The sequence below is a fragment of the Pandoraea commovens genome (assembly GCF_902459615.1).
In the GTDB taxonomy this organism is placed as follows: domain Bacteria; phylum Pseudomonadota; class Gammaproteobacteria; order Burkholderiales; family Burkholderiaceae; genus Pandoraea; species Pandoraea commovens.
In genome coordinates, this window is sequence record NZ_CABPSA010000001.1 from 429,950 (window position 1) to 453,729 (window position 23,780).

Annotated in this window: 21 protein-coding genes; 16 read left to right on the plus strand and 5 right to left on the minus strand. The window is 64.0% G+C overall.

Annotated elements, in window-relative coordinates; translation table 11 throughout:
• The first annotated feature begins 13 nt into the window (after positions 1 to 13).
• Positions 14 to 2,233, plus strand: a complete 2,220-nt coding sequence (locus PCO31010_RS01785; protein ID WP_174984219.1) for a TonB-dependent receptor — start codon at positions 14 to 16, stop codon at positions 2,231 to 2,233.
• A gap of 70 nt (positions 2,234 to 2,303) precedes the next feature.
• Here PCO31010_RS01785 and PCO31010_RS01790 read toward each other — a convergent pair whose 3' ends face one another.
• Together PCO31010_RS01790 and PCO31010_RS01795 are read right to left on the minus strand one after the other, a co-directional pair.
• The gene (locus tag PCO31010_RS01790; protein WP_150662725.1) at positions 2,304 to 2,519 is read right to left on the minus strand and encodes a tautomerase family protein; all 216 of its coding nucleotides are present in this window, start codon (positions 2,517 to 2,519) and stop codon (positions 2,304 to 2,306) included.
• 66 nt (positions 2,520 to 2,585) lie between these two features.
• A complete protein-coding gene (locus PCO31010_RS01795) occupies positions 2,586 to 3,320 on the minus strand; it encodes an SDR family NAD(P)-dependent oxidoreductase (RefSeq protein WP_150662726.1) in 735 nt (244 codons plus the stop codon).
• A gap of 147 nt (positions 3,321 to 3,467) precedes the next feature.
• On the opposite strand from PCO31010_RS01795, the gene PCO31010_RS01800 reads away from it, so the two are divergent.
• Positions 3,468 to 4,442, plus strand: coding sequence for a LysR family transcriptional regulator (locus tag PCO31010_RS01800; protein ID WP_150662727.1), 975 nt, complete (start codon positions 3,468 to 3,470; stop codon positions 4,440 to 4,442).
• Positions 4,443 to 4,540: 98 nt separating this feature from the next.
• Positions 4,541 to 5,806 (plus strand): MFS transporter, encoded by a 1,266-nt coding sequence (locus PCO31010_RS01805; RefSeq protein ID WP_150662728.1) that lies wholly within the window; start codon positions 4,541 to 4,543, stop codon positions 5,804 to 5,806.
• Positions 5,807 to 5,811: 5 nt separating this feature from the next.
• Here the strand turns inward: PCO31010_RS01805 and PCO31010_RS01810 are convergent, their stop codons facing one another.
• On the minus strand, positions 5,812 to 6,795 hold the full coding sequence (locus PCO31010_RS01810; RefSeq protein WP_150662729.1) for a LysR substrate-binding domain-containing protein: 984 nt from the start codon (positions 6,793 to 6,795) through the stop codon (positions 5,812 to 5,814).
• A gap of 107 nt (positions 6,796 to 6,902) precedes the next feature.
• Here PCO31010_RS01810 and PCO31010_RS01815 point away from each other — a divergent pair, with 107 nt between their 5' ends.
• The 4 genes from PCO31010_RS01815 to PCO31010_RS01830 all read left to right on the plus strand — a co-directional run bounded on the left by PCO31010_RS01815 (position 6,903) and on the right by PCO31010_RS01830 (position 11,025).
• Positions 6,903 to 7,568 carry an HAD family hydrolase gene (locus PCO31010_RS01815; RefSeq protein ID WP_150662730.1) on the plus strand — a complete coding sequence of 222 codons (666 nt, stop codon included), beginning with the start codon at positions 6,903 to 6,905 and terminating at the stop codon, positions 7,566 to 7,568.
• 11 nt (positions 7,569 to 7,579) lie between these two features.
• Positions 7,580 to 8,737, plus strand: a complete 1,158-nt coding sequence (locus PCO31010_RS01820) for a DSD1 family PLP-dependent enzyme (RefSeq protein WP_150662731.1) — start codon at positions 7,580 to 7,582, stop codon at positions 8,735 to 8,737.
• A 130-nt stretch (positions 8,738 to 8,867) separates the two neighbouring features.
• Entirely contained in the window at positions 8,868 to 9,956 is a 1,089-nt protein-coding gene (locus PCO31010_RS01825; protein ID WP_217426123.1) for an LLM class flavin-dependent oxidoreductase, read from the plus strand.
• 55 nt (positions 9,957 to 10,011) lie between these two features.
• A complete protein-coding gene (locus tag PCO31010_RS01830; protein WP_246184392.1) occupies positions 10,012 to 11,025 on the plus strand; it encodes an ABC transporter substrate-binding protein in 1,014 nt (337 codons plus the stop codon).
• 62 nt (positions 11,026 to 11,087) lie between these two features.
• Here the strand turns inward: PCO31010_RS01830 and PCO31010_RS01835 are convergent, their stop codons facing one another.
• On the minus strand, positions 11,088 to 11,705 hold the full coding sequence (locus tag PCO31010_RS01835) for a hypothetical protein (RefSeq protein WP_150662732.1): 618 nt from the start codon (positions 11,703 to 11,705) through the stop codon (positions 11,088 to 11,090).
• A 413-nt stretch (positions 11,706 to 12,118) separates the two neighbouring features.
• Positions 12,119 to 13,015 (minus strand): LysR substrate-binding domain-containing protein, encoded by an 897-nt coding sequence (locus tag PCO31010_RS01840; RefSeq protein WP_150662733.1) that lies wholly within the window; start codon positions 13,013 to 13,015, stop codon positions 12,119 to 12,121.
• Between the two features lie 261 nt (positions 13,016 to 13,276).
• Between PCO31010_RS01840 and PCO31010_RS01845 the strand changes: the two genes are divergently transcribed.
• From PCO31010_RS01845 to hutH, 9 genes are all read left to right on the plus strand, one after another.
• Positions 13,277 to 14,176 carry an ABC transporter permease gene (locus PCO31010_RS01845; RefSeq protein WP_150662734.1) on the plus strand — a complete coding sequence of 300 codons (900 nt, stop codon included), beginning with the start codon at positions 13,277 to 13,279 and terminating at the stop codon, positions 14,174 to 14,176.
• Positions 14,173 to 15,210 (plus strand): ABC transporter ATP-binding protein, encoded by a 1,038-nt coding sequence (locus PCO31010_RS01850; RefSeq protein ID WP_150662735.1) that lies wholly within the window; start codon positions 14,173 to 14,175, stop codon positions 15,208 to 15,210. Before PCO31010_RS01845 ends, PCO31010_RS01850 begins: the two co-directional genes overlap by 4 nt.
• A gap of 70 nt (positions 15,211 to 15,280) precedes the next feature.
• Complete coding sequence (locus PCO31010_RS01855; protein ID WP_150662736.1) at positions 15,281 to 16,396, plus strand: extracellular solute-binding protein; 1,116 nt, start codon at positions 15,281 to 15,283, stop codon at positions 16,394 to 16,396.
• Between the two features lie 92 nt (positions 16,397 to 16,488).
• A complete protein-coding gene (locus PCO31010_RS01860; RefSeq protein WP_150663455.1) occupies positions 16,489 to 17,304 on the plus strand; it encodes an ABC transporter permease in 816 nt (271 codons plus the stop codon).
• Positions 17,282 to 17,857, plus strand: coding sequence for a TIGR00725 family protein (locus PCO31010_RS01865; RefSeq protein WP_246184393.1), 576 nt, complete (start codon positions 17,282 to 17,284; stop codon positions 17,855 to 17,857). Before PCO31010_RS01860 ends, PCO31010_RS01865 begins: the two co-directional genes overlap by 23 nt.
• A gap of 93 nt (positions 17,858 to 17,950) precedes the next feature.
• Positions 17,951 to 19,159 (plus strand): porin, encoded by a 1,209-nt coding sequence (locus PCO31010_RS01870; RefSeq protein WP_150662737.1) that lies wholly within the window; start codon positions 17,951 to 17,953, stop codon positions 19,157 to 19,159.
• A gap of 323 nt (positions 19,160 to 19,482) precedes the next feature.
• Positions 19,483 to 20,238: a histidine utilization transcriptional repressor HutC gene (gene hutC, locus PCO31010_RS01875; protein ID WP_150662738.1), complete on the plus strand. Its 756-nt coding sequence runs from the start codon at positions 19,483 to 19,485 to the stop codon at positions 20,236 to 20,238.
• Between the two features lie 128 nt (positions 20,239 to 20,366).
• Positions 20,367 to 22,046 carry a urocanate hydratase gene (hutU, locus tag PCO31010_RS01880; RefSeq protein ID WP_150662739.1) on the plus strand — a complete coding sequence of 560 codons (1,680 nt, stop codon included), beginning with the start codon at positions 20,367 to 20,369 and terminating at the stop codon, positions 22,044 to 22,046.
• Between the two features lie 25 nt (positions 22,047 to 22,071).
• On the plus strand, positions 22,072 to 23,628 hold the full coding sequence (gene hutH, locus PCO31010_RS01885) for a histidine ammonia-lyase (RefSeq protein WP_425494994.1): 1,557 nt from the start codon (positions 22,072 to 22,074) through the stop codon (positions 23,626 to 23,628).
• The last annotated feature ends 152 nt before the right edge of the window (positions 23,629 to 23,780 follow it).

A 23,780-nucleotide genomic window follows, 5' to 3' on the forward strand; every position in this document is an offset into this window, starting at 1 on the left:
ACTGAGGTCCGGCATGTCTGCCCGATGGATTCCTTTCGTTCGTCTCACGCAATTCCAGCATTCCCAGTATTTCCCGCAGCTAACCCGCTTCACCCGTCATGCCCTCGCGGCAGCAGCGGCGTCCGCCTTCGCGGTCAACGTGCACGCCCAAACGTCCGGCAGTCCGGGCGACGCCAACGTCGCGCTCTCAGGCACGACCGTCTCTGCCAAGCGCCTCGACGCCGCGCGTAACGCACTCTCGCCCGATACCGGCAGCTCGGTCTACAACTTCGACCAGACGGATATTCAGACGCTGCCGCTCGGCGCAAACACACCGCTCAATCAAGTGCTCCTGCAAGCGCCCGGCGTTGTGCAGGACTCATACGGCCAATTGCACGTGCGCGGCGATCACGCAAACCTGCAATACCGTATCGACGGTGTGATCATTCCCGAATCGATCAGCGGATTCGGTCAGGCTATCGACGCGCGCATCGCGTCGCAAATCAATCTGATCACCGGCGCGCTACCCGCGCAGTTCGGCTATCGCACAGCGGGCATCGTCGACATTCACACCAAAGGCTCACCCGGTCTCGCCGACGGCACCGCCGACACCGGCGAGCCTCCCAAGGCCTTCGGCGGCGAAGTGGGCGTGGTGTTCGGCAGTCATGCCGACCGCGAGGTCAACACCCAGTTGTACGGCACCAAAGGGGCGCTCAGCTACTACTTCAGCGCGCGTGTTTCGGCCAACGACATGGGGATCGAGAATCCAACCGGCGACCGCAACGCGATTCACGACCATACGAATCAGACGAATGCGTTCGGCATGATGTCGTACCTGCTGAACCCGGATAACCGCGTGTCGTTCATGTTCGGCACGTCGAATAACCGCTTCCAGATTCCGAACCTGCCGGGCGTTGCGCCACAGTTCACGCTGGACAACGGGGCGATTCCCGATTCGTCGGGCCTGGACGCGCACCAACGCGAGCTGACCGACTTCCAGGTGCTGTCGTGGCAGAGCCACGTCTCGTCAAAGCTCGACACCCAGATCTCCCTGTTCCATCGCACCAGCCGCGTCGATTACACACCGGATCCGATCGGCGATCTCGTCTACAACGGCGTGGCATCGAATATCACGCGCCGCAATGAAGCCTATGGCGTGCAGGCCGACAGCAGCTACAAGCTCACCGACCGTCACACGTTGCGTTTCGGACTGTTCGTGCAGCAGGAGCATTTCAGCGTCGACAACACGTCGAACGTCTTCCCGGCCGACGACAACGGTCAGCAGACGAGCGGCACGCCGCTGACCATCGTGGACAACGCCAACGACCGGGGCACCACCTACGGCCTGTATCTGCAAGACGAGTGGAAGGCGACCGATCGTCTGACGGTCAACTATGGCGCTCGCTACGATCATGTGAATACCGTGACGAACGAGGGGCAACTGTCACCGCGTCTTGGGCTGACGTACGACCTGACGAGCCGCACGCGTCTGCACGCCGGGTATTCGCGTTACTTCACGCCGCCAGCCACCGAGAAGATCGATACGACGTCGGTCGCGAAATTCCTCAACACGACCAATGCCCTGCCCTCCGACGCCAACACCGCCGTACGCGCCGAACGCTCCGACTACTTCGATCTGGGTGTCTCGCATCAACTGACGTCGGCGATTACCGTCGGGCTGGATGCCTACTATCGACGCGTGAACCATCTGCAAGACGAAGGTCAGTTCGGCAATGCGCTCATCTATTCGACGTTCAACTACGAGAAGGGCCGCATTTACGGCGTGGAAGGCACCGTCAACTACCGTCAGGGCAACGTCGGCGCGTACCTGAACGTCGCCGTTTCGCGCGCGATGGGGCAAGGCATCGAGACCGGCCAGTTCAACTTCGGTGCCGACGAACTGGCCTACATCGCCAATCACTGGGTGCATCTGGACCACGACCAGCAGGTGACGGGCTCGGCCGGTGTTTCGTATCAATGGGGCAGAACGCTGCTATCGGCCGATGCGCTGTTCGGCTCAGGCCTGCGCAGCGGGTTCGTCAACAGCGAGCACCTTCCGGCGTACCTTCAGGTCAACCTCGGTGTCGGCGAGAAGTTCAACTTGCCTGGCGTCGGCCGCTTCGACGCGAAGCTGTCGGTGCTGAATGTCTTCGACCGTGTCTACGAGCTGCGCGACGGCACTGGCATCGGTGTCGGCGCCCCGCAGTTCGGGCCGCGCCGGACGTTCTATCTGGCGATGTCGAAGCCGTTCTGACAACGTCCGAACGAAAGCACGTCGCCGTCACAACGCATGACGGCGGCGTGCCATCGGAAACGCGCGGGCGTCAGCCCTTGTTCTCGGCAGACTGACGCCGAAACTCAGTGGTTGTCTGGCCCGCGTAGCCCCAGTTATCGGTATCGACTTCCTCGATCACGATGTGCGTGAGATGCGGCGTCTTGCCCAGTACGCGTTGCAGTGTGTCGGTGACTTCGCGAATGACCTGCGCCTTCTGCTCGACGGTGTTGCCCTCACGGGTAATGCGAATGCTGACGAACGGCATGACTGGCTCCTATTAATGTTGGGGTGAGACGACCGACTCATTGCAAATGACCGGTCATCGCAGTAATTAACGACCCGCGGCGTAACCGCCGTCCACCGGTGCAATCGTGCCGGTCACGTAATCGCTCTCCACGAAATACCGCACCGCGCGCGCGACATCCTCGACCACTGCGATACGGCCCAGCGGATGCATTTTGCCCAGCGCGTCGTGCGTCTCAGGCGCATGCATCGGTGTGTTCACCACCCCCGGGGCCACGGCGTTGACAGTCACGCCGAACGGCGCCAGTTCCAGCGCCAGCGCCTTCGTCGCCTGATTCATCCCGCCCTTGAGCACCGCAGCCAGCAAGGCGGGCACGCCCGAATTTGCCTGAAGGGCGATCGATGCCGTCACGTTCACGATCCGTCCGTTGCAGCGCTCGCTCATGTGGCGTGCCGCCGCCTGCGAAAAGTACAGCGTGCCCTTCAGATTGGTGGCGATCTGCACTTCGATCTCCTCCGGCGTGAAGTCGACGAACGGCTTCGCCGCGAAGATGCCTGCATTGTTGATCAGCACATCGACGTGACCGAACGTCTCGATGGCCTTCGCGAAGGCTGTGGTGGCCGCCGACGGATCGGCCACGTCGCCCGCGACCGGGAGAAAACGCTCACCGGCGTTTAGCAATGCTGCCGTCTGTTCGAGGCGAGCGGCACTGCGCCCCGTGCCCACGACGTTGTATCCGTCGCGCAAGAATGCCTCTGCCAGGCCAAGACCAATGCCGCTCGTGGCACCCGTGATGATGACCGTACGTTCCGACTTGCTCATGATGTGTGTCCTTGGTGTCATTTCGCCTGCCGGGGCGTCGGCCAATCCGTCCGCCCCGCCGGTTGAACACACTCTATTCATGATTGAAGACGCGAAAAACGCATGCGATTACACTTGTCTTTTTACATCATGTAATCAATCGCGAATATGCAACGTCAATTCGACGATGTGCTGCTTGGCAGCATCGAGCTGTTTTGTCTGGCGGCGGAGGCTGGCAGCTTCACGGCCGCAGCCAATCAGGCGGGCGTGACGCCCGCTGCCGTCAGCCGGTCCGTCGCACGGCTGGAGCAACGACTGGGCGTGCGCCTGTTCGTGCGCTCCACGCGCAGCATCCGTCTTACGGAGGGCGGCTCCGCGTATTTCGAGGAATGCCGGACTGCGCTGAGCCTGCTGGCGGAGGCCGAACGACGAGTCTCGGGCGCGCAATCGCAGCCGTCGGGCACGTTGCGCATCAGCGTGCCTACGACCTACGGACATTACCGGCTGCTACCGGTCCTGCCCGCGTTCCGGGCGCGCTACCCGCTCATCAAGCTCGACATTCAGGTCAGCAACCAGAACATCGACCTGCACGAGGAGCGCTTCGACTTTGCGGTTCGCTTCCGGGCCCAACCCGAGTCGCGCATGGTGGCGCGGCATCTCGAAGACGCGGCACTGGTCGTCGTCGCGCATCCCGGCTATCTCCAGCGCGCGGGCACGCCCAAGACACCGGACGATCTCGCCGCCCACGAATGCATCGAGTTCGATCTGCCGAGTACGGGACGCCCGATCCCGTGGCTCTTCCGCGATGCAGGCAACGACATCGAGTACCACGCGCACGGCAACTTTCGGTGTGCCGACGATGTGCTTGCCGGTGTGACGCTCGCCCGAAACGGCGGCGGCATTTTCCAGACCTACCGCTTCATCGTCGAAGCGGATCTCGCGTCGGGTCAACTCGTCGAGGTACTCGCCGATTACGCGGGACGTTCTCGCCCGGTGAGTCTGATGTACCCACACAGCAAGACGCTGCCGTCCCGCGCGCGGGTTTTCGTCGATTATTTGATGGAGACGCTTGCGCATTCATCCGCGCCGCGTAAGAGTGACGTACGCGCCGCAGCCGTATCCGAGCGCCCTCGCGCGGAATAGACTCGGCACATGACCGTCGGCATGCAGCTTTCGCGCTGCTTGCCAACAGACGATGTCTGCACCGTGCCGCACACGCATCGCGAAATTCAGAGGCTTTTGTGAATCCCCCGTCCGAATCCACTCCCCCGAGCGCCAGTTACACCGAACGCAACCATCCCTACTGGCAACGCAACCTCGCCATCTGTGTCTTCGGCTCGTTCACGACGCTTGCCGGACTCAGCATGTTGCTGCCGTTCCTGCCGCTGTACGTCAAGCAACTCGGCGTGGCGCCGGAATCGGCAGTCATTCAGTGGTCCGGCGTCGCGTTCAGTGCGACGTTTCTCGGCACCGCCGTAACCGCGCCGATCTGGGGACATCTGGCGGACCGCTTCGGGCGGCGGCCAATGCTGATTCGCGCCGCTGTGGGCATGGTGATCGTGACGTCGCTCATCGGTATTGCGCACAATGTTTATCAACTCGTCGCGTTGCGTTTGTTGACAGGGTTGATCGGCGGTTATGCGTCGGCCTCCACGGTGATGATCGGCACGCAAGCGCCGCGCGATCGTGCAGGCTGGGCGCTCGGCGTACTCTCGACCGGCGCACTTGCGGGGAACCTGATCGGCCCGCTGATCGGCGGCCTGCTGCCGCCGTTGCTCGGCATTCGCGGTACGTTCTTCGCCTGTGCGGGCATGATCTCGATCACGGCGTTGCTCACCATCTTCGGCGTTCGCGAAGACTTCGACCGCATACGCGACAGCAAACGCAAAGCCGCACCGGGTACGACCGCGCCCATGCCCCGTGCGCGCGTGGGCATCATCGCCGCCATTCTGTTCACCGGCATGATGGTGCTGCTTGCCAACATGTCCATTGAACCGATCATTACCGTCTACATCGGACAGTTGGGTGTGGACGGTGCGCACCTCACGCGCGTGGCCGGTGTGGTGATGGCCAGCTCGGCGCTGGGCAGCATGTTGACGGCCGCGAAGCTCGGCGCGCTCGCGGACCGCGTAGGCAGTTGGCGCGTGATCGTCGGGTGTCTCATCGCGACCGCGCTGGTGATGATTCCACAGGCGTTCGTCACCGAATGGTGGCAACTGGCTGCGCTGCGCGTGCTGATGGGGATGACGCTGGCCGGTCTGCTGCCCGCGATCGGCAAGCTGGCGCGTCACGCCGTGGACGAGCGCAGCACTGGCAAGCTGCTCGGGTATCTGCAGTCGGCGCAATTCAGCGGGCAGGTCATCGGCCCGATCATCGGCGGCCAGATCGCCGTGGTGTTCGGACTCCCGGCGGTGTTCTTCATGACGGCGATCCTGCTCGTACTGTGCAGTGGGCTGGCCAACCGGGCGCGCACCCTCAGCGCCCGGCTCTCCCATCAACCCGCCTGAGCACTTCAGCGCCCCGTGCGTGCAGGACGTTCAGAACGTGTAGGACGGCGGGCAGATGCCGACGCCGCCAGCGCCTCCTCGAGAAACGCCATCAGTGCTTGCAGACGTGCGGTGCGCCCGCGACGCGTCGGCACCAGCAGCGTGACGGGTGCGCTGTCGAAGTCCCAGTCTGTGAGCACGCGCACGAGACGTCCCGCCGCCACGGCGTCGCGCGTGTCCCACTCGGAACGCAGCACCAACCCCAGCCCCTGCTCCGCCCACTCACGTGCGACGCTGCCGTCGTTGGTGGTATAGGCGGGCACCACGCGCACGCTGTCGCGTGCCGCGGCACGCCGAGACGTCGCGGGTGCCGCTTTGGCAGATGTCTTCGTGCGACGTCGGAACCGCCACAATGAAGCGTCCTCGTCGTTCTCCCGAATACAGATGCAGCGATGCTGTAGTAGCGCGTGCGGCTCAGTCGGCGTGCCGTGTCGTTGCAGATAGGCGGGACTCGCACACAGCCAGCGGTCGTTCGGCGCAAGCGGTCGGGCAATCCACGACGAATCGCGCACGGCGCCCACATGAATGACGGCGTCCGAGTCGTGCTTGTCCGGCCACGGGGTTTCACGCAGCTCCAGTTGCAGCTTCAGATCCGGATGCAATAGTCCGAAGCGCGCGAGCACCGGGGCCACGTGGTGCCGTCCGTAACCGAATGGGGCAGAAATGCGCAGCGTGCCGGTGAGACGTTTGTCTTCGCGTCGAAACGACTCAGGCAGCGCGTCCAGTTGTGCGAGCAGCGCCGACCCTTCGCGGGCCAGACGCTCGCCTTCGGCCGTCAGGCTGAGCTGACGTGAGGTGCGTGTCGCGAGCGCCAGTCCGAGCAACGCTTCGAGTTTGCGCAGACGGGCGGACAATGCGGGCGGCGTCACATTGAGCATGCGCGCCGCCGCACTCAACGATGCCGACTGCGACAGCGCCTCGATCAGACGCAGGTCTTCGATCTGGATCATTCACCTGGGCTTAATGTTTGATGTGCCGTAATTTAACCACGGCACGCCCTATCCTTCCTACACTGCGTCCAGTCATCTCACGCAAAATCACAACGAAAGAGGCTGTCATGTCCGACATATCCCCCGCCCGCGAGACCGGCTGGCCGCGCGCCGTGCTCTTCGATCTTCTGACCGCGCTGCTCGACTCGTGGACCGTATGGAATCGCGCCGCCGGTAGCGAAACTGCTGGCCGGACGTGGCGCGCCGAGTATTTGCGGCGCACATACGGTTGCGGCGCATACGTGAGCTACGAACAACTGGTGCGTGAGGCGGCGGCGCACGTCGGCCTGCCGCCATCGGCACCTCTCGCACTCGAAGCCGAGTGGCTGACGCTTCCCGCCTGGGATGGCGCGCGCGAGTTGCTTCAGGCGCTTCGCCCGCACTGCAAACTGGGCGTCGTCACGAACTGTTCGAAGTCGCTCGGACATCAGGCAGCCGCGTTGCTCAGCATCGACTGGGATGTCGTCGTGACGTCGGAGGAAGCCGGGTTCTACAAGCCCGACCCGCGCCCGTACCGTCTCGCACTCGATAATCTCGGCGTGGACGCCGGCGATGCAGCCTTCGTCGCCGGTTCCGGTTACGACCTCTTCGGCACGTCGGCCGTTGGCTTGCGCACGTTCTGGCATAACCGTGTCGGCCTGTCCCGTCCTGACGGCGCACCCGCCCCCGACAGCGAAGCGCCTACGCTTGCACCTGCGCTCGACTGGCTTCGCCACTTCCACGCCACCGCCTGAGATTCATCGCCATGACTTCGATCCACAACGTTCCGCTCGCGTCGTTGCAAACGCTGGAAACGCCCGCCGCAGTTATCGACGTGCCGCGCATGCAGCACAACATCCGCCGCATGCAGTCTCGCATGGACGCGCTCGGCGTGCGATTCCGACCGCACGTCAAAACCAGCAAGTGCGTGGAGGTTGCGCATGCGCAGATCGAGGCAGGCGCGTCGGGCATCACGGTGTCCACACTCAAGGAAGCTGCGCGCTTCTTCGACGACGGCGTAACCGACATCCTCTATGCCGTGGGCATGGTGGCGAGCAAGTTGCCAGCCGCGCTGACGTTGCGTCGCCGGGGTTGCGATCTGAAGATCATCACGGACAGCGTGGCATCGGCGCAGGCAATCGTCGCCTTCGGGGCCGAGTACGGCGAGACGTTCGACGTGTGGATCGAGATCGACACGGATGGACACCGCTCGGGCATCCGTCCCGATGAAGACGCGCTGATCGATGTCGCCCACGTGCTGCACGACGGCGGCGCGACGCTAGGCGGCGTCATGACGCACGCCGGATCGAGCTACGACTTCGACACACCCGAAGCGCTCGCCGCCATCGCCGAACAAGAGCGCGCGGGCTGCGTGCTGGCGGCGACGCGGCTGCGCGACGCCGGTCTGCCGTGTCCGGTTGTGAGCGTCGGCTCGACGCCCACCGCGCTCGCCGCCGAACATCTCGAAGGCGTGACGGAAGTCCGCGCCGGGGTGTATGTGTTCTTCGATCTGGTGATGCATAACGTTGGCGTGTGCACGACTGACGAGTTGGCGCTGAGCGTGCTCACGACGGTGATCGGGCATCAGGCGGACAAAGGGTGGGCCATCGTCGACGCTGGCTGGATGGCCATGAGCCGCGACCGGGGCACGCAAAAGCAAAAGCGCGACTTCGGTTACGGGCAGGTGTGCCGAATCGACGGCAGCGTCGTGCCCGGTTACGTGCTGAGCGGTGCGAATCAGGAACACGGCATTCTCTCGCATGAGGGCGAAGCCGACCCGGACATCGTGGCGCGCTTCCCCATCGGCACGCTGCTTCGCATTCTTCCGAATCACGCGTGCGCGACAGGCGCGCAGTTTCCCGAGTACCACGCCATCGATCCGGATCGCGATGTCGCAACGTGGCCGCGTCTGCATGGCTGGTAAGCGTCGGGGCGTGTCTTAAGCACGCTGGCGATGCTTATGCCGCCTCGCGGCATAACGTATCCCGATTTCCTTCGTTCACGGCGGGCCGTGCGCCCGCTACGCTCGCACTTTGCCTGTATGGAGTGCACTCATGAGCGTAGAAATTATCGGGATGATCACGGCAGCGCCGGGGTCCGAAGTCGATCAACCCACGGGCGCAGCCGTCGACCCCACGTTCATTACGCGCATGGCGCAAGCGCATGAGACCGCCGGTTTCGACCGCGCACTCATCGGCTACTTCTCTAACGGCCCGGAAGGCAGTCTCGTCAGCAGTCATGTCGCCGCCGCGACGCAACGGCTGGGCATTCTGCTCGCTTACCGTCCCGGGGTCATTGCAGCGCCGCTTGCGGCGCGTCAACTCGCCACGCTCGATCAGTTTTCACGCGGACGCGTGGCGCTGAACGTCGTCTCCGGCGGCAACGACGCCGACCTGCGTCGTGACGGCGACTTCCTCGATCACGATGCGCGCTACACCCGCACCGACGAATATCTCGACGCCCTCAAGCGCATCTGGACGGCTGACAGTCCGGTCGACTTCGACGGCGAGCACTATCGCTTCGAGCAAGCATCGCCTGCCGTACAGACGTGGCAGAAGCCGCACATTCCGATTTACTTCAGCGGCGCGTCCGACGCCGCCATCGACGTCGCGGCACGCCACGCCGATACGTACATGCTCTGGGGCGAGCCGCTCGACGCCGTCGAGTCGCTAATCAACCGCGTGCGCACCGCAGCCCAACGCCACGGCCGCACGCCGCGCTTCTCGATCTCGTTTCGCCCCATCGTCGCCGACACCGAAGAACAAGCATGGGCCCGGGCCGACGACGTGCTGCGTCAGGTCAAGGCAACGCGCGCGCGGCTTGGCCTTCGTACCGAAGCCCCGGAGAACGTCGGCTCACAGCGTTTGCTGGCCGCCGCCCAGCGCGGTGACGTCGTGGACGAACGTCTGTGGATGGGCGTAGCAAAAGCGACGGACGCGCGCTGGAATTCGACGGCACTCGTCGGGACCGCAGAACAGGTGGCGCAAGCGCTGGGGCGCTATTACGCGCTTGGCGTCGATACATTCCTGATTCGCGGGTTCGACCCGCTCGGAGACACGATCCGCTACGGCGAATCGCTGATTCCCGTTATCCGCCGCCATACCGCGGAACTCGACCGACAGCGCACGCCTCAGGCGGCGTGATTCGCGTCGCGATTACTTTTCCTCGTCCTCTTTTCAATCGTTTTTCATAGGTGTCATGATGTTGCTGCGCTGGATTCGTCGCGCCCGCTTTGCCCTTCCCGCCTTTTCTATTTTCACTTTCACTGCGTTCGGCGTCATGCACGTCGGCGTGGTGAACGCGCAAGGCGTCACGTTGCGTGTCGGGGATCAGAACTACTACAACGTGCGGGCATCGATGGAGGCTTCGGGTGCGCTCGAAGGGGCGAACTATCAGGTCGAATGGAAACACTTCCAGTCGGCAGCGCCGGTGGCCGAAGGACTCAACGCCGGGGCGCTCGACCTCGGCTTCCTCGGCGATTCGGGCTTCCTGTTCCTCGCCGCGAAAGGCGCCCCCGTCAAGCTCATCGCCGTCTCGCGTCAGAACCCCGACACGATTGCATTACTTGTGCCGAAGGATTCGCCCGTCAAATCGATTCAGGATCTCAAGGGAAAGAAGGTCGCCTACTGGCCGGGCGCGTGGAGTCAGCAACTGACGCTGCGCGCGCTGGAGAAAGCCGGGCTTCCGACCGATTACGTCCAGTTCGTCAAGCTGATGCCGGTCGATGCTGCCGTCGCGCTGCCGAATGGCGCTATCGACGCGTTTCCCGTCTGGGAGCCGTATATCTCGCAGCAAGTGGTGCACAACGGTGCGCGTCCGATCATCACCGCGCGCAATCTGATGCCGGGACTGAGTAGCGTTGCCGCGTATGCACCGTCGGTCAGCGCAAAGCACGCGGCGATTGGGGACTTCCTCGCACGGCTGCAAAAGGCGCGTGCGTGGGTGGAGAGCCACAAGGAAGTGTATGCCGATCAATGGGCGAAGAAAGCCGGGCTGGATCGCGACGTCGCACGACACTGGATCGGTCAGGCTGGAATGACGGTCGATGCCGTCGACAAGCAAGCCGTGGCCGACTATCAAGGCACGAGTGATTTCCTGACGCAAACCGGTGCACTGCCGAATCGCTTCGATGTGAGCAAGATCGTCGATACGTCGTTCAATACCGTGCTTGAGGCGAAGGGATCGGCGACGCGTCAAAGCGCGTCGCGATGATCTGAGGTCCGGCATTGCAAGGACTCGGACACAAGCCGCGTCGACAGGCGGCTTGGGCTGACTCATGTTCTCGATGTGTTCTGGAATCCGAGCGCCTTCCAGTACGCCTGCTCATCCGCCTTGAAGCGGCTAGGGCCCACGCCGTCGGAACTAATCTGGAACCCCACGGCAGCCGTCCCTTGAACCGCGATCGATAGGTTCGCAGTTACGGGCCTACCGTCCCCCTTGCCGACAGCGCCAGACCAGCGCCGAACGTCCGGCGGATTGTTCCCGTGTCGTGGCGACATCTTCGCCAAGCGGTCGCCCGGCATTCCGGCGGCATGTCCGGCGCCCGGCTGACCAGCGTCGTTCGGATGAAGGTTGGGGTCAAGCGGAGCCGAATAGCCATAGCCCTGATAGGAGGTGTTAGCGTTTTCAGTGGGCGTTGGAGCGTATGCGGGATGGTTCGAAGGGTAGTACGACGGCTGAGACGACGCCTGAGACGATGGCTGATACGACGGGGTGTAGGAGTAGTAAGGTGGGGTGTAGTCGTAGTGAGGCGCTTCGTACGAGTAGTCCACTTGACTGACCTTGAGCAAGCCACTGGCGACGCCATCTTTGGTCGGCGCTTGAGTCTGCGTTTCAGACAAGACTAATGCGAGCGGCTGGACGCCCGTTGACGAGACTGTCGGAGGATTCATGAGGGTTCTCCATCGGTGAGTGGAGATTCCACTCTGGCACCGATAGCGCACACCACTTTGCGTTACCACCCTCTGCCTTTGGTATTTGCGTACCGGACGCGGAAGGAGGCGTCCTCTCCCAACAAAACCTTGAGGCAACCGCTCAAGATCCTCGCTGGCAAGCGATGTACGACGCCCCTGCGTTGACTCAACCGTCCGGCCGACTAGTGCACCGATTTCGGCACGAGATTTGGCGCAGACCCGATCCTGAACCACGCCAGTGGTACATCGCTATAGCTGCGCTTTAGTGCCGCAGCTCCCTGCGCGCCGTGCGCGTGATGCTGCACACACTGCACCTCGCGGCCCGGTGCAAGACCCACCACTCAGCCATCATCACAGGCGGTGCCGTCGCGTGGTCGTCCCTGATAGGCAACTTACTTCTGCGATGCCTGAGCGAGCATCCATTCGCGGAAGGTCCGCAATGCCGAACGTTGTTGCAGGCGCTCCTTCGGATAGCAGAGGTAATGCCCATGACGCGGCACATCCACGCCAGCATCGACGGGCACGACGAGGCGGCCAGCCTGTATCGCCTCGCGCGCCAGAAACTCCGGCACCAGTCCCATACCCATGCCCGCCTCCGCCGCCTGTAGCAGCACCGAGTACTGCTCGAAGCGAGGCCCCGGGCGCTGCGCATGGGGCGCGACGTCGAAGCACGTTGCCCATGTTCCCCACACTTCTTCCGCCTGATTGTGCACGAGCCTCGGTGCGCGAGCCACATCCGTTGCGCTCGCCAGCGGATAACGCGCAACGAACGAAGGCGCACAGACCGGCACGAACCGCCGTCCATCCAGATACTCGCTCACGACACCCTCCCACGAGCCATCGCCATAGCGCACGGCCGCGTCCAGCGTGAAAGGGAAAGCATCGCCATGCGCCAGATGACGGCTGAAACTTAGCGTAACGCCAGGCGTGCTCGCCAGGAAGTCGGGCAAACGGGGGATCAACCATTTGGTGGTGAACGTCGGCACGCTGGCAATCGTCAGCAGATCGCTTTCGCCGCGCGACGTCATCAGTTCCAGCGACGCATTGCCGATCTCGCGAAGCGGCTCCGCCACGCGGTCGTGATAACGACGCCCCGCCTCGGTCAGCACCAGATGACGTCCTTCGCGCACGAACAACGCAGTGCCGACCAGCGTCTCAAGCGCCCCGATCTGCCGACTCACGGCACTCGGCGTCAGGCCCAGCTCACGAGCGGCACGAGAAAAATTCAAGTGTCTCGCGGCGCTGGTGAAGGCGAGCAGTTCTGCGATGTTCGGATAGCAGTGGCGCATCGGGGAATGTCAGGCTGGCGTTGGGTTCCGGTCAGAAACAGCGGTTCGCCGTCGATTCCGACGACGCACCAACTGTTCCGTTTTCGCACAGGACGATGCCCGAATCGTGTGTTTTCTTCATGACGATGACATTTCAGACCGTGAAACTCTCGCCCAACGTCGATCCGGCTGTCTCCCCGCCTGCCCTTTTGCAGTAAGGGATTGCAAGACATCCGGCCGACCGATGCGAATTTGTCACCGTATGCCGTTCAGGTTTCCCCGATGTCCGACGTTCACGCCGACCGCCTTGCCCAAACTGTGCCACCCCGGCACAACCCAGCCCCTGCCGACGCAGGTGCCGTGGGGCATGCCGCGCCAAGTGCGAAGACGGGGCTGCTGATCTGGACCGTGCGCGCCGTGGCCGCGCTGTTTCTGATCTACCTCTGCCTGCCCGTGCTGTTACTGCTGATCGGCGCTTTCGGCCAGACGTGGACCAATACCGTATTGCCGACGGGGGTGACGGGGCATTGGTTCACCGATCTGGCGGGCGACCCGTCGTTTCGCCGTGCGTTCTCGACGAGCCTCATCGTCGCGCTGAGCTGCTGTGCGATGACCGCACTGATCGGTCTGCCGCTGGCGTACTCGCTTCATCACCGCTCGCGCAGCGGCCGCGGCGCGATTGCACGGCTGGTGACACTGCTGCCGGTGGCGGTGCCCGCCCTCACGCTCGGCTTCGGCTACATCGCCGTCTTCAGCGGCGACACCCTGCCGTGGCTCGGCTCGCTCTGGCTGCTCGTGCTGGCGCACGCCGTACTCACGCTGCCCTATCTCACGCAGACGTTGCTTGCCGATCTGCGGCATCTAGACATTGCCAAACTTGAGGATTGCGCGGCCACGCTGGGCGCATCGCCGCTGCGTCAGTTCCTGACGATTGCCGTGCCGAATCTCACGCACAGTCTGGTGGCCGGGCTTGTGATGGTCGCAGCGCTCTCAATCGGCGAATTCCAGATTTCCAATCTCATCGCGGGTTTCCGCTATCGCAACTATCCGGTGGTGTTGCTTCAGGCGTTCTACGGTGCGACCGGCTTCGCCTGCGCGGCCACCGTCGTGCTGCTCGTGCTCGCGCTTGCCGCGACCGGCATGTCGATCGTTGCTGCGTCCCGCCAGAAGGTCAGTTCATGAGCCTCACTCTCGAAAACGTCAGCTTCCGCTACGCAGGCGCGGCCAATGGCCTCGACGACGTCAGCTTGCAAGCGCGTCAGGGCGAATTGCTTGCCGTGATGGGCCGCAGCGGCTCGGGCAAGTCCACCGTACTGCGCCTCGTCGCAGGTCTGCTCGACGGTTATCGCGGACGCATTGCCATCGGCGGTGAAGACGTCGGCGGCGTGCCGGTCTGGCGTCGTCACGTCGGCATGGTGTTCCAGCAGTACGCGCTGTTCCCGCATCTGAGCGTCGTCGATAACGTCGCCTATGGACTTCGGATGCAAGGCGTCAAGGCGGCCGAGCGTCAGCGTGCGGCCTTCGACATGCTCACACGTGTCGGGCTGGCCGAATTCGCAACGCGTCGCCCGATGTCCCTTTCCGGCGGTCAGCAACAGCGCGTGGCACTTGCCCGCGCCCTGGCCATCTCGCCGCGCGTGTTGCTGCTCGACGAACCGCTCGCCGCGCTCGACGCAGGCATCCGTCAACAATTGCGCGACGAAATTCGCGCGCTGCAACAGGCCAGCGGCGCAACCACTTTGATCGTCACGCACGACCGCGACGAGGCGCTGAGCATGGCCGACCGCGTTGCCGTCATCGATAACGGCCGCCTGCTGCAAATCGATACGCCGCAACGCCTGTACGACGCCCCTGCCTGCGCAACGGTGGCGAGCTTTACCGGGTTGTCGACGGTGTTGCCTGCGCGGGTGACGCGTCCCGGCATGGTCGATACCGGCTTCGCCGAGCTGCACGTCGAGACCGGCGCATGGCGGCCGGGGACGGCCGTCTCGCTGCTGGTGCGCCCCGAACACATCCAGTGTGACCCGCCTGTGAGCACCATCAACCGTCTCGGCGGTCATCCGGGCGCGGTGCGCTTCTTCGGCGCGACCTGCCGATTCGATTTCCTGCCCGAAGGCGCAACGACCCCACTGCTCGGCGAGAGTCGCACGCCCGCGTCGTTCGCCATCGCGCTTGACCCCGCGCATCTGCGCGTATTGCCGCCGGCGGGGGCCTGAGATGCCTGCCCTCATGACCGCGCGAGCTGCCCAACATTTCCCGATTCATGTCCAAGACGGAGCTATGTCGATGATCCACCCCGCCTCTTACCTGCGCCCGCGCGCCCTGCCCGCACTGGCGACGCTCGCGACTGCATTTGCACTGCTGTCGGGTGCCGCGGGTTCCGCGTCCGCTCAAACCAGCGCTACCGCGCCGCTGTATCCGGGCGAGACTGAACTGTATGCCAAGGCGGCCGAAGAAGGTCTGGTCGTGTCGTTCGACACCGGCCCGGAGTGGGCCAACTGGAAGGCGCTGTTCGCCGAATTCCGCAAGCGCTATCCGAAGGTCGAGATCACGTACAACGACATCGGCTCCGCCGCGACCGTCACCGCATTGGACAAGTCCCGTCGCCGTCCGCAAGCCGACACGGCTTACTACTTCGCAGGCTCAGCGCTCGACGCCGTCCAGAAGGATGTGGTCGCACCGTTCAAGCCGATCAACTTCGACACGCTGCCGAAGGTCTTCCGCGACAACGACGGTCGCTGGTTCACCATCCACTCGCTCAATATCGCGTTCCTCGTGAACACCAAGCTGGTTAAGCACGTGCCGCAGTCGTGGGCCGACCTGCTCAAGCCCGAGTACAAGAACTCGGTGGTGTACCTCGATCCGCGCTCGACCGGTCAGGGTCAGGTCGCCGTGTTTGCAGCGGCTTACGCCTTCGGCGGCAACGTCGACAATCCGAAGCCGGGTGCCGAGTTCTTCGGCAAGTTGCGTGATGCAGGCAACGTGATGCGCGTCGAAGGCACCACGCCGTATGCCAAGTTCGTCAAGGGCGAGATCCCGATTCTCATCGGTTACGAGAACGATGGCCTGAAGGCCAAGTACACCGACGGGATGGGCGACGCCGCACAGGTCGTGATTCCGAAGGAAGCCAGCGTCTCGGCACCCTACGCGATCAGCCTCGTGAAGAACGGCCCCAATCCGGAAGCAGCCAAGTTGTGGCTGAACCTCATCATGAGCCCGGTCGGTCAGTCGCTGTTCGCGCAGGGCTATGTGCGACCGGCCGTGCCCGGCACGCCGTTCACTGCCGAGATGCGCGCCCGCATGCCGGACGCCCCGCAGGTGCATCCGCTCGACGTCGCTCGCGCCGCTGCGCAAAAGGCCGAAGTCGATCGTCTGTGGTCGGCCGCCGCGCTCGCCAAGTGAGTTCGCAGACCATGACGTCAGCGCGCGCATCGACCGGCATCGTCGAGCCACCGGATCCCCACGTGTCGCCAGGACCGCAGCGTGTGAAAGACATGCCGCGTGGCTGGGTGCGCCGCTTCGGTGGCCTGCCCGCCGCCGTGGTACTGACACTCGGCTTCGGCCTGCCGCTCGCGTCGCTGGTCGTGGCGGCGTTCGAAGGACATGGTGGAGCGATTTCCGCCATTGCCCTCGATCCGCTGGTGCGCGATGCCTTCGTCAACTCGCTGGCGCTGGCCGTCGGCGCGGGTACCGTCTCGCTGATCGTCGGCGCGCTGATCGCCGTGACGCTTGCGCGTCAGACGCCGCGCCGTCGTCGAATCTGGCTGGCGGCTATGGGCGTGCCGCTCGCCTTCTCGGGGCTGGTGATTGCGTATGGCTTCATTCTGGCGTTCGGCCGCTCCGGCTTCGTGACGATGACCCTCGCCTCGCTCGGCGCAGATCCGGTGCACCTCGGTGCGCTGATCTACACCGCACCCGGACTCGTCGCCGCCTATGCGTATTACCTGATCCCGCGCGTGGCGCTGATGGTCTATCCGGCCATCGCCAACCTAGATCGCCGCCCCATCGAAGCTGCGCTCACGCTGGGTGCAACGCCGTTGCGCGCGATCGTCGACGTCGCCCTGCGCGAACTGTGGCCCACGCTGGCCGCCGCGTGGTGTCTCGTCACGGCGATTGCGCTCGGGACGTACGGCACGGCACTGGCGCTCGCCGGTACTCAGATCAACATCCTGCCGTTGCTCATGTTCCTGAAGATGTCGGACGGGCAAACGGATTTCCCTCAGGCTGCCGCGCTGTCGCTCGTGTTGATGGCGGTATGCAGCGGTGTGCTCGCTCTCGGAGAGTGTCTTGTACGGCGTCATCCTCAATGAGTGGTCGGCTGCGGCCCGCCACGCTCTCGATCAACTCGCAGCCCGTCAGGCAGGTCCCTCGCGTCATGTGACGCCCGTCGGTCTCATCGGCCCGCGCGAAGCCTCGCCCGCACAACTCTACGCCGCGCAATGCATCGGCGAAGCGCTGGCGGCGGCCGGTATCGCGCTGGTATGCGGTGGCAAGGGTGGCGTGATGGAAGCAGCTTCCGCCGGGGCATCGGCCGCTGGCGGCATCGTGATCGGCCTGCTGCCCGAGGAGCATGCGAACGACGCCAATCCGTACCTGAGCGTGGCGCTGCCCACTGGCCTCGGCATCACGCGCAACGCCCTGATCGCGCGTGCTTCGATCTGCCTCGTCGCCGTGGGCGGCGGGCTGGGCACGCTTTCGGAAATCGCGCTCGGCCTTCAGTGGCGCAAACCGGTCTTTACCGTCCTCGACGCCCCGGCAGTACCGGGCACGGAGAGCTTCGACGATATCGACGCATTGGTCGTGGCCGTGGCCACCTGGCTGAGCGTCACCGGACTTCCCGGAGGTGATCACCCCGGAAAGTAACACCGGCAGTTCGATAAAAACCGACCCACACCGGGGAACTGCCGGTGCGTTTTCGTGATGTTCCTGCAATATAAATTTAGGACCACTAATATTATGAAACGTATTCTTCTCGCTGCACTCGGCCTTGGCGGTATGGCCGGCATCATGGCTCCCGTCTACGCTCAGAGCAGCGTGACCTTGTACGGCATCGTCGATGCCGGCGTGGGCTATGCCAGCGGTCAGCGCACGGCCAACTCCAAGGGCGGCGTCGGCGCACCGATCAACTACACGAACGGTTCGGTCTGGGGCTTCGCGAGCGGAACCTGGTCGGGCGACCGTTGGGGCCTGAAGGGCTCGGAAGATCTGGGTGGCGGCAACTCGGCCATCTTCCAGTTGGAAAACGGCTTCAACATCGGTAACGGTACGTCGGGTCAGGGTGGCCGTCAGTTCGGTCGTCAATCGTGGATGGGTCTGCAAAGCGCCACGCTCGGCAAGCTCACGTTCGGCCGTCAGTACGATCCGATCGTCGACTACGTCGGCCCGATCAGCGCCGGTACGTTCGTGACCGGCATGGGTGCACACCCGGGCGATATCGACAACCAGGACAACCAGTCGCGCGTGAACAACTCGGTGAAGTGGGCCAGCCCGAACTACGCCGGCTTCCAGTTCGGCGCGATCTATGGCTTCGGCGGTCAACCCGGCAGCGTGAAGAACCAGAACACGTGGGGCTTCGGCGGTTCGTACGCCACCGGCCCGTTCGCCGTGGCCGTGGGCTACCTGCAGGCAACGAACGCCTACGGCACGTCGTCGAGCACGTGGTCCGGTTCGTATGACGGCACGTTCGCTTCGTCGATCAACGAAGGCTTCGCCTCGGCTGCCAGCCAGCGCATCATCTCGGCCGCCGGTAGCTACACGTTCGGCGCCACGCAGGTCGGTATCCAGTACGGCAATGTGCAGTACACGCCGGGCGCGCTGTCGACGTTCGCCAGCTCCTTCACGTTCAACACGATCGGCACGAGCATCGCTTATCAGTTCACGCCGGCCCTGCGTCTGGCCGCGGCGTACAACTACACGCAAGGCAGCGACGTGAAGGGTTCGGGCGGTCCGAAGTACCACACGGTGAACTTCGCCTCGTACTACGCGCTGTCGAAGCGCACGTCGCTGTACGGTCTGGTCGGCTATCAGAAGGCGTCGGGCAACACGCTCGACACGTTCGGCAACGTTGTCTCGGCGACGGCTTCGGTCGGCGACGTGGGCAACGGCATCTCCTCCGCCACGGCGACGCAGACGTTCGTGCGCGTGGGTGTCCGTCAGACGTTCTAAGCGTCTGAGCGGATCGTAGTGGTAGCACCGTAGTAGAAGTAGGGTCACGTTGGACGGTCCCCCGCCGCCCCACGGCGGGGGGCTCTGGTCTCACCTCGGGGACTTCGCGAGAACCGGATCGACAGGCAACGTTGTGGACATGGTGTGGCGTTGCATGACGGACCGGCTCACCCTTGGGCACGCTTTCGCACCCCCCTCGCACGGCCTTGCCTCAAGCCGTGCCGTGCGCAGGCGTGCCGCTTTTTTTCTCGTCTCCGGCAGGCGATTGGCTTATCCTTCAGGCTTTCCCCACACGCACACTCGTGACCGGAGAGGCCAACAAGGTGCCACGCCAAACTGCTCAGCCCACTGCCGAAACGCTCAACGAACAAGGGCCTGCGCCGCGCTACTTGCAGCTCAAGCAGTTCATCTGCCGTCAGATCGACACGGGCGCCTGGCCGCCGCACCACCGCGTGCCATCGGAAAACGAACTGGTCGAACAGTCCGGTGTGAGCCGCATGACGGTCAATCGCGCGCTGCGTGAGCTGACTGCCGAAGGCCGACTCGTGCGCATGCAGGGTGTAGGCACGTTCGTCGCCGAACCGAAGTCACACTCGCCGCTGCTCGCTGTCAACAACATTGCCGACGAAATCTCCGAGCACGGCCACCGCCATCGCGCCGAAGTGAAACTGCTGCGCGAGGAACTGGCCGGGCCTGAGCGCGCATTGGCGATGGGCTTGCAGGAACGCGAGAAGCTGTTCCATTCGGTCATCGTCCACTATCAGGACAACATTCCGGTACAGATCGAAGACCGCTTCGTCAATCCCTCGCTCGCCCCCAACTATCTCGAACAAGACTTCACCAAGCTCACGCCCAACGCCTACCTGCAGCGCACCTCGCCACTGACGTCGGGCGAGCATGTGGTCGAAGCCGTCACAGCGACGCCGGACGAAGCGCACATGCTGCAAATCCAGCGCACCGAACCCTGCCTGCTGATTCGCCGGAGAACATGGTCGGGCAAGCGTGTCGTCTCTGTCGCCCGTTTGCTGCATCCGGGTTCGCGCCATCGTCTCGAAGGGCGTTTCGGCGACGCCGAGTAATCTCGTCAACAAGTAAGGCCCGACGAACGCCCTACCCAGGTTCGGCGTTCGTGAAAACCCTAGTTCCCGATTGGTTGTATATACAATACTGTACAAGCCATCATCTGCTCAGAACTAGAGGACTTACCGTGAGCCAATTCACCCGATATCGCGACGTCACGATCCGCGCCCCGCGCGGCACGCAGCTCAATGCCAAAAGCTGGCTGACCGAAGCGCCGCTGCGCATGCTGATGAACAACCTCGATCCGGACGTCGCCGAGAATCCGAACGCGCTCGTGGTCTATGGCGGCATCGGCCGCGCCGCACGCAACTGGGAATGCTTCGACAAGATCGTCGAGACCCTCAAGACGCTGGGCGACGACGAAACGCTGCTCGTCCAGTCGGGCAAGCCGGTCGGCGTGTTCAAGACGCATGCCGACGCGCCGCGCGTGCTCATCGCCAACTCGAATCTGGTGCCGCACTGGGCCACCTGGGAGCACTTCAACGAACTCGACGCCAAGGGGCTGGCCATGTACGGCCAGATGACCGCCGGCTCGTGGATCTACATCGGCAGCCAGGGCATCGTGCAAGGCACCTATGAGACGTTCGTGGAAGCGGGCCGGCAGCATTACGGCGGCAACCTCAAGGGCCGCTGGGTACTGACCGCCGGTCTGGGCGGCATGGGCGGCGCACAACCGCTGGCCGCCACGCTGGCCGGGGCTTGCTCGCTGAACATCGAGTGCCAGCAGACGAGCATCGACTTCCGCCTGCGCACGCGCTATGTGGACGAGCAAGCCAAGGATCTCGACGACGCCCTCGCCCGCATCGCCAAATACACGGCTGAAGGTCAGGCCGTCTCCATCGCCCTGTGTGGCAACGCGGCCGAAATTCTGCCGGAACTGGTGCGTCGCGGCGTGCGCCCGGACATGGTCACCGACCAGACCAGCGCCCACGATCCGCTCAACGGCTATCTGCCGATCGGCTGGACGTGGGACGAATACCGCGAACGCGCCCGCTCGAAGCCCGCCGAAGTCGTGAAGGCCGCCAAGCAATCGATGGCCGTCCATGTGAAGGCTATGCTGGACTTCAAGGCCATGGGCGTGCCGACGTTCGACTACGGCAACAACATCCGCCAGATGGCCAAGGAAGAAGGCGTGCAGAACGCGTTCGATTTCCCCGGCTTCGTACCGGCGTACATCCGTCCGCTGTTCTGCCGTGGTGTCGGCCCGTTCCGCTGGGCTGCGCTCTCGGGCGATCCGCAGGACATCTACAAGACGGACGCCAAGGTCAAAGAACTGATCCCCGACGACGCCCATCTGCACCGCTGGCTCAACATGGCGCGCGAGCGCATCGCCTTCCAGGGCCTGCCGGCACGTATCTGCTGGGTTGGGCTCGGCCTGCGTGCCAAGCTCGGACTGGCGTTCAACGAAATGGTACGCTCGGGAGAACTCTCGGCACCGGTCGTGATCGGCCGCGACCATCTGGATTCCGGTTCGGTCGCCAGCCCCAATCGTGAAACGGAAGCCATGCGCGACGGTTCGGACGCCGTGTCCGACTGGCCGCTGCTCAACGCGCTGCTCAACACGGCCAGCGGTGCGACGTGGGTCTCGCTGCACCACGGCGGCGGCGTCGGCATGGGCTTCTCGCAACACTCCGGCGTGGTGATCGTGTGCGACGGCACCGATGCCGCCGCCGCACGCATCGCCCGCGTGCTGAATAACGATCCGGCGACTGGCGTCATGCGTCACGCCGACGCCGGGTACGACATCGCCATCGATTGCGCCCGCGAACACGGCCTCAATCTGCCGATGCTGAACACCGCAAAGTAAACATCAAGACAAGACACCCCCCGATATGTCGAATCAAGGAAATCCGTCCATGGCACAACTGTTCGTGACGCCCGGCACCCTCACGCTGGCGCAACTGCGCGACGTCTATCAGACCCCGACCACCGTTACGCTCGATGAGAAGGCGTACGCCGCCATCGACAAGAGCGTGGCCTGTGTGGAAGCCATCGTGGCCGAAGGCCGCACCGCCTACGGCATCAACACCGGCTTCGGCCTGCTCGCCTCCACGCGCATCGCACACGACGACCTCGAGAACCTGCAACGCTCGCTCGTGCTCTCGCACGCCGCTGGCGTGGGCGCACCGCTCGACGACGCCCTCGTGCGTCTCATCATGGTCCTGAAGATCAACAGTCTGGCGCGCGGCTTCTCAGGCATTCGCCGCAAGGTGATCGACGCGCTCGTCACGCTGGTGAACGCCGAAGTCTATCCGCGCATTCCGCTCAAGGGCTCGGTCGGCGCGTCGGGCGACCTCGCCCCGCTCGCCCACATGTCGCTGCTGTTGCTCGGCGAAGGCGAGGCGCGCTATCGCGGTCAGTGGATGAACGCCCGTGAAGCGCTCGCCATCGCGGGTCTGGAACCGCTGACGCTCGCCGCGAAGGAAGGCCTCGCGCTGCTCAACGGCACGCAAGTCTCGACAGCCTATGCGCTGCGCGGCTTGTTCGAAGCGGAAGACATGTACGCAGCCGCCAGTGTGTGCGGCGCGATGACGGTCGAAGCGATGCTCGGCTCGCGCGCACCGTTCGACGCCCGTATTCACTCGGCACGCGGTCAGCGCGGCCAGATCGACGCGGCGGCGGTGTTCCGTCACCTGCTGGGTGAGACGAGCGAAGTCGGCCAGTCGCACGCCAATTGCGAGAAGGTGCAGGATCCGTACTCGCTGCGCTGCCAGCCGCAAGTGATGGGCGCGTGTCTGACGCAGATCCGTCAGGCATCGGACGTCCTTGCCGTCGAAGCGAACGCGGTGTCGGACAACCCGCTCGTCTTCTGGGAACAGGGCGATGTAATCTCCGGCGGCAACTTCCACGCCGAGCCGGTGGCAATGGCCGCCGACAATCTCGCGCTGGCACTGGCCGAAATCGGTGCGCTGAGCGAGCGTCGCATCTCGCTGATGATGGACAAGCACATGTCGCAATTGCCCGCGTTCCTGGTAGCCAACGGCGGCGTGAACTCCGGCTTCATGATCGCGCAAGTAACGGCTGCCGCGCTCGCGTCCGACAACAAAGCCTTGGCACATCCGGCCAGCGTTGATAGTCTCCCGACCTCGGCCAACCAGGAAGACCACGTCTCGATGGCCCCGAATGCCGGTAAGCGGCTTTGGGAGATGGCCGATAACGTCAAGGGCATCATTGCGATCGAATGGCTGAGCGCCGTGCAGGGACTGGACTTCCGTGAAGGTGTGAAGACCACGCCGGCCCTTGAAAAGGCACGCGCACTGCTGCGCCAGTCGGTTCCGTTCTACGATAAGGATCGCTACTTCGCACCGGACATCGAGGGCGCCAGCGAACTGATTGCGCAACGACAACTGAGCGCACTTGTGCCCGCCGGTACGTTGCCGAGCGTCTGATTCACCGTTGATTCGCGTTTGAATTGGCCCCTTGCCGGGGCGAAACGAACAGTGATTCGCGCACCGGCATTGTGGCGTACCGGGTTGCCCCCTCGTTCGCCGGTCCACGGGTTCGTCCGTCGGACCGGTCCACGCACAACCCGAGTTCACCT

Bases quoted from the DNA above. Each gene is read 5' to 3' on its own strand.
- PCO31010_RS01825 (WP_217426123.1), top strand. From the start codon at position 8,868: ATGAGCGTAGAAATTATCGGGATGATCACGGCAGCGCCGGGGTCCGAA.
- PCO31010_RS01850 (WP_150662735.1), top strand. From the start codon at position 14,173: ATGAGCCTCACTCTCGAAAACGTCAGCTTCCGCTACGCAGGCGCGGCC.
- PCO31010_RS01855 (WP_150662736.1), top strand. From the start codon at position 15,281: ATGATCCACCCCGCCTCTTACCTGCGCCCGCGCGCCCTGCCCGCACTG.
- PCO31010_RS01815 (WP_150662730.1), top strand. From the start codon at position 6,903: ATGTCCGACATATCCCCCGCCCGCGAGACCGGCTGGCCGCGCGCCGTG.
- PCO31010_RS01785 (WP_174984219.1), top strand. From the start codon at position 14: ATGTCTGCCCGATGGATTCCTTTCGTTCGTCTCACGCAATTCCAGCAT.
- PCO31010_RS01810 (WP_150662729.1), bottom strand. From the start codon at position 6,795: ATGATCCAGATCGAAGACCTGCGTCTGATCGAGGCGCTGTCGCAGTCG.
- PCO31010_RS01795 (WP_150662726.1), bottom strand. From the start codon at position 3,320: ATGAGCAAGTCGGAACGTACGGTCATCATCACGGGTGCCACGAGCGGC.
- PCO31010_RS01845 (WP_150662734.1), top strand. From the start codon at position 13,277: ATGTCCGACGTTCACGCCGACCGCCTTGCCCAAACTGTGCCACCCCGG.
- PCO31010_RS01870 (WP_150662737.1), top strand. From the start codon at position 17,951: ATGAAACGTATTCTTCTCGCTGCACTCGGCCTTGGCGGTATGGCCGGC.
- PCO31010_RS01840 (WP_150662733.1), bottom strand. From the start codon at position 13,015: ATGCGCCACTGCTATCCGAACATCGCAGAACTGCTCGCCTTCACCAGC.
- PCO31010_RS01790 (WP_150662725.1), bottom strand. From the start codon at position 2,519: ATGCCGTTCGTCAGCATTCGCATTACCCGTGAGGGCAACACCGTCGAG.
- PCO31010_RS01800 (WP_150662727.1), top strand. From the start codon at position 3,468: ATGCAACGTCAATTCGACGATGTGCTGCTTGGCAGCATCGAGCTGTTT.
- PCO31010_RS01860 (WP_150663455.1), top strand. From the start codon at position 16,489: ATGCCGCGTGGCTGGGTGCGCCGCTTCGGTGGCCTGCCCGCCGCCGTG.
- hutH (WP_425494994.1), top strand. From the start codon at position 22,072: ATGTCGAATCAAGGAAATCCGTCCATGGCACAACTGTTCGTGACGCCC.
- PCO31010_RS01830 (WP_246184392.1), top strand. From the start codon at position 10,012: ATGATGTTGCTGCGCTGGATTCGTCGCGCCCGCTTTGCCCTTCCCGCC.
- PCO31010_RS01835 (WP_150662732.1), bottom strand. From the start codon at position 11,705: ATGAATCCTCCGACAGTCTCGTCAACGGGCGTCCAGCCGCTCGCATTA.
- PCO31010_RS01820 (WP_150662731.1), top strand. From the start codon at position 7,580: ATGACTTCGATCCACAACGTTCCGCTCGCGTCGTTGCAAACGCTGGAA.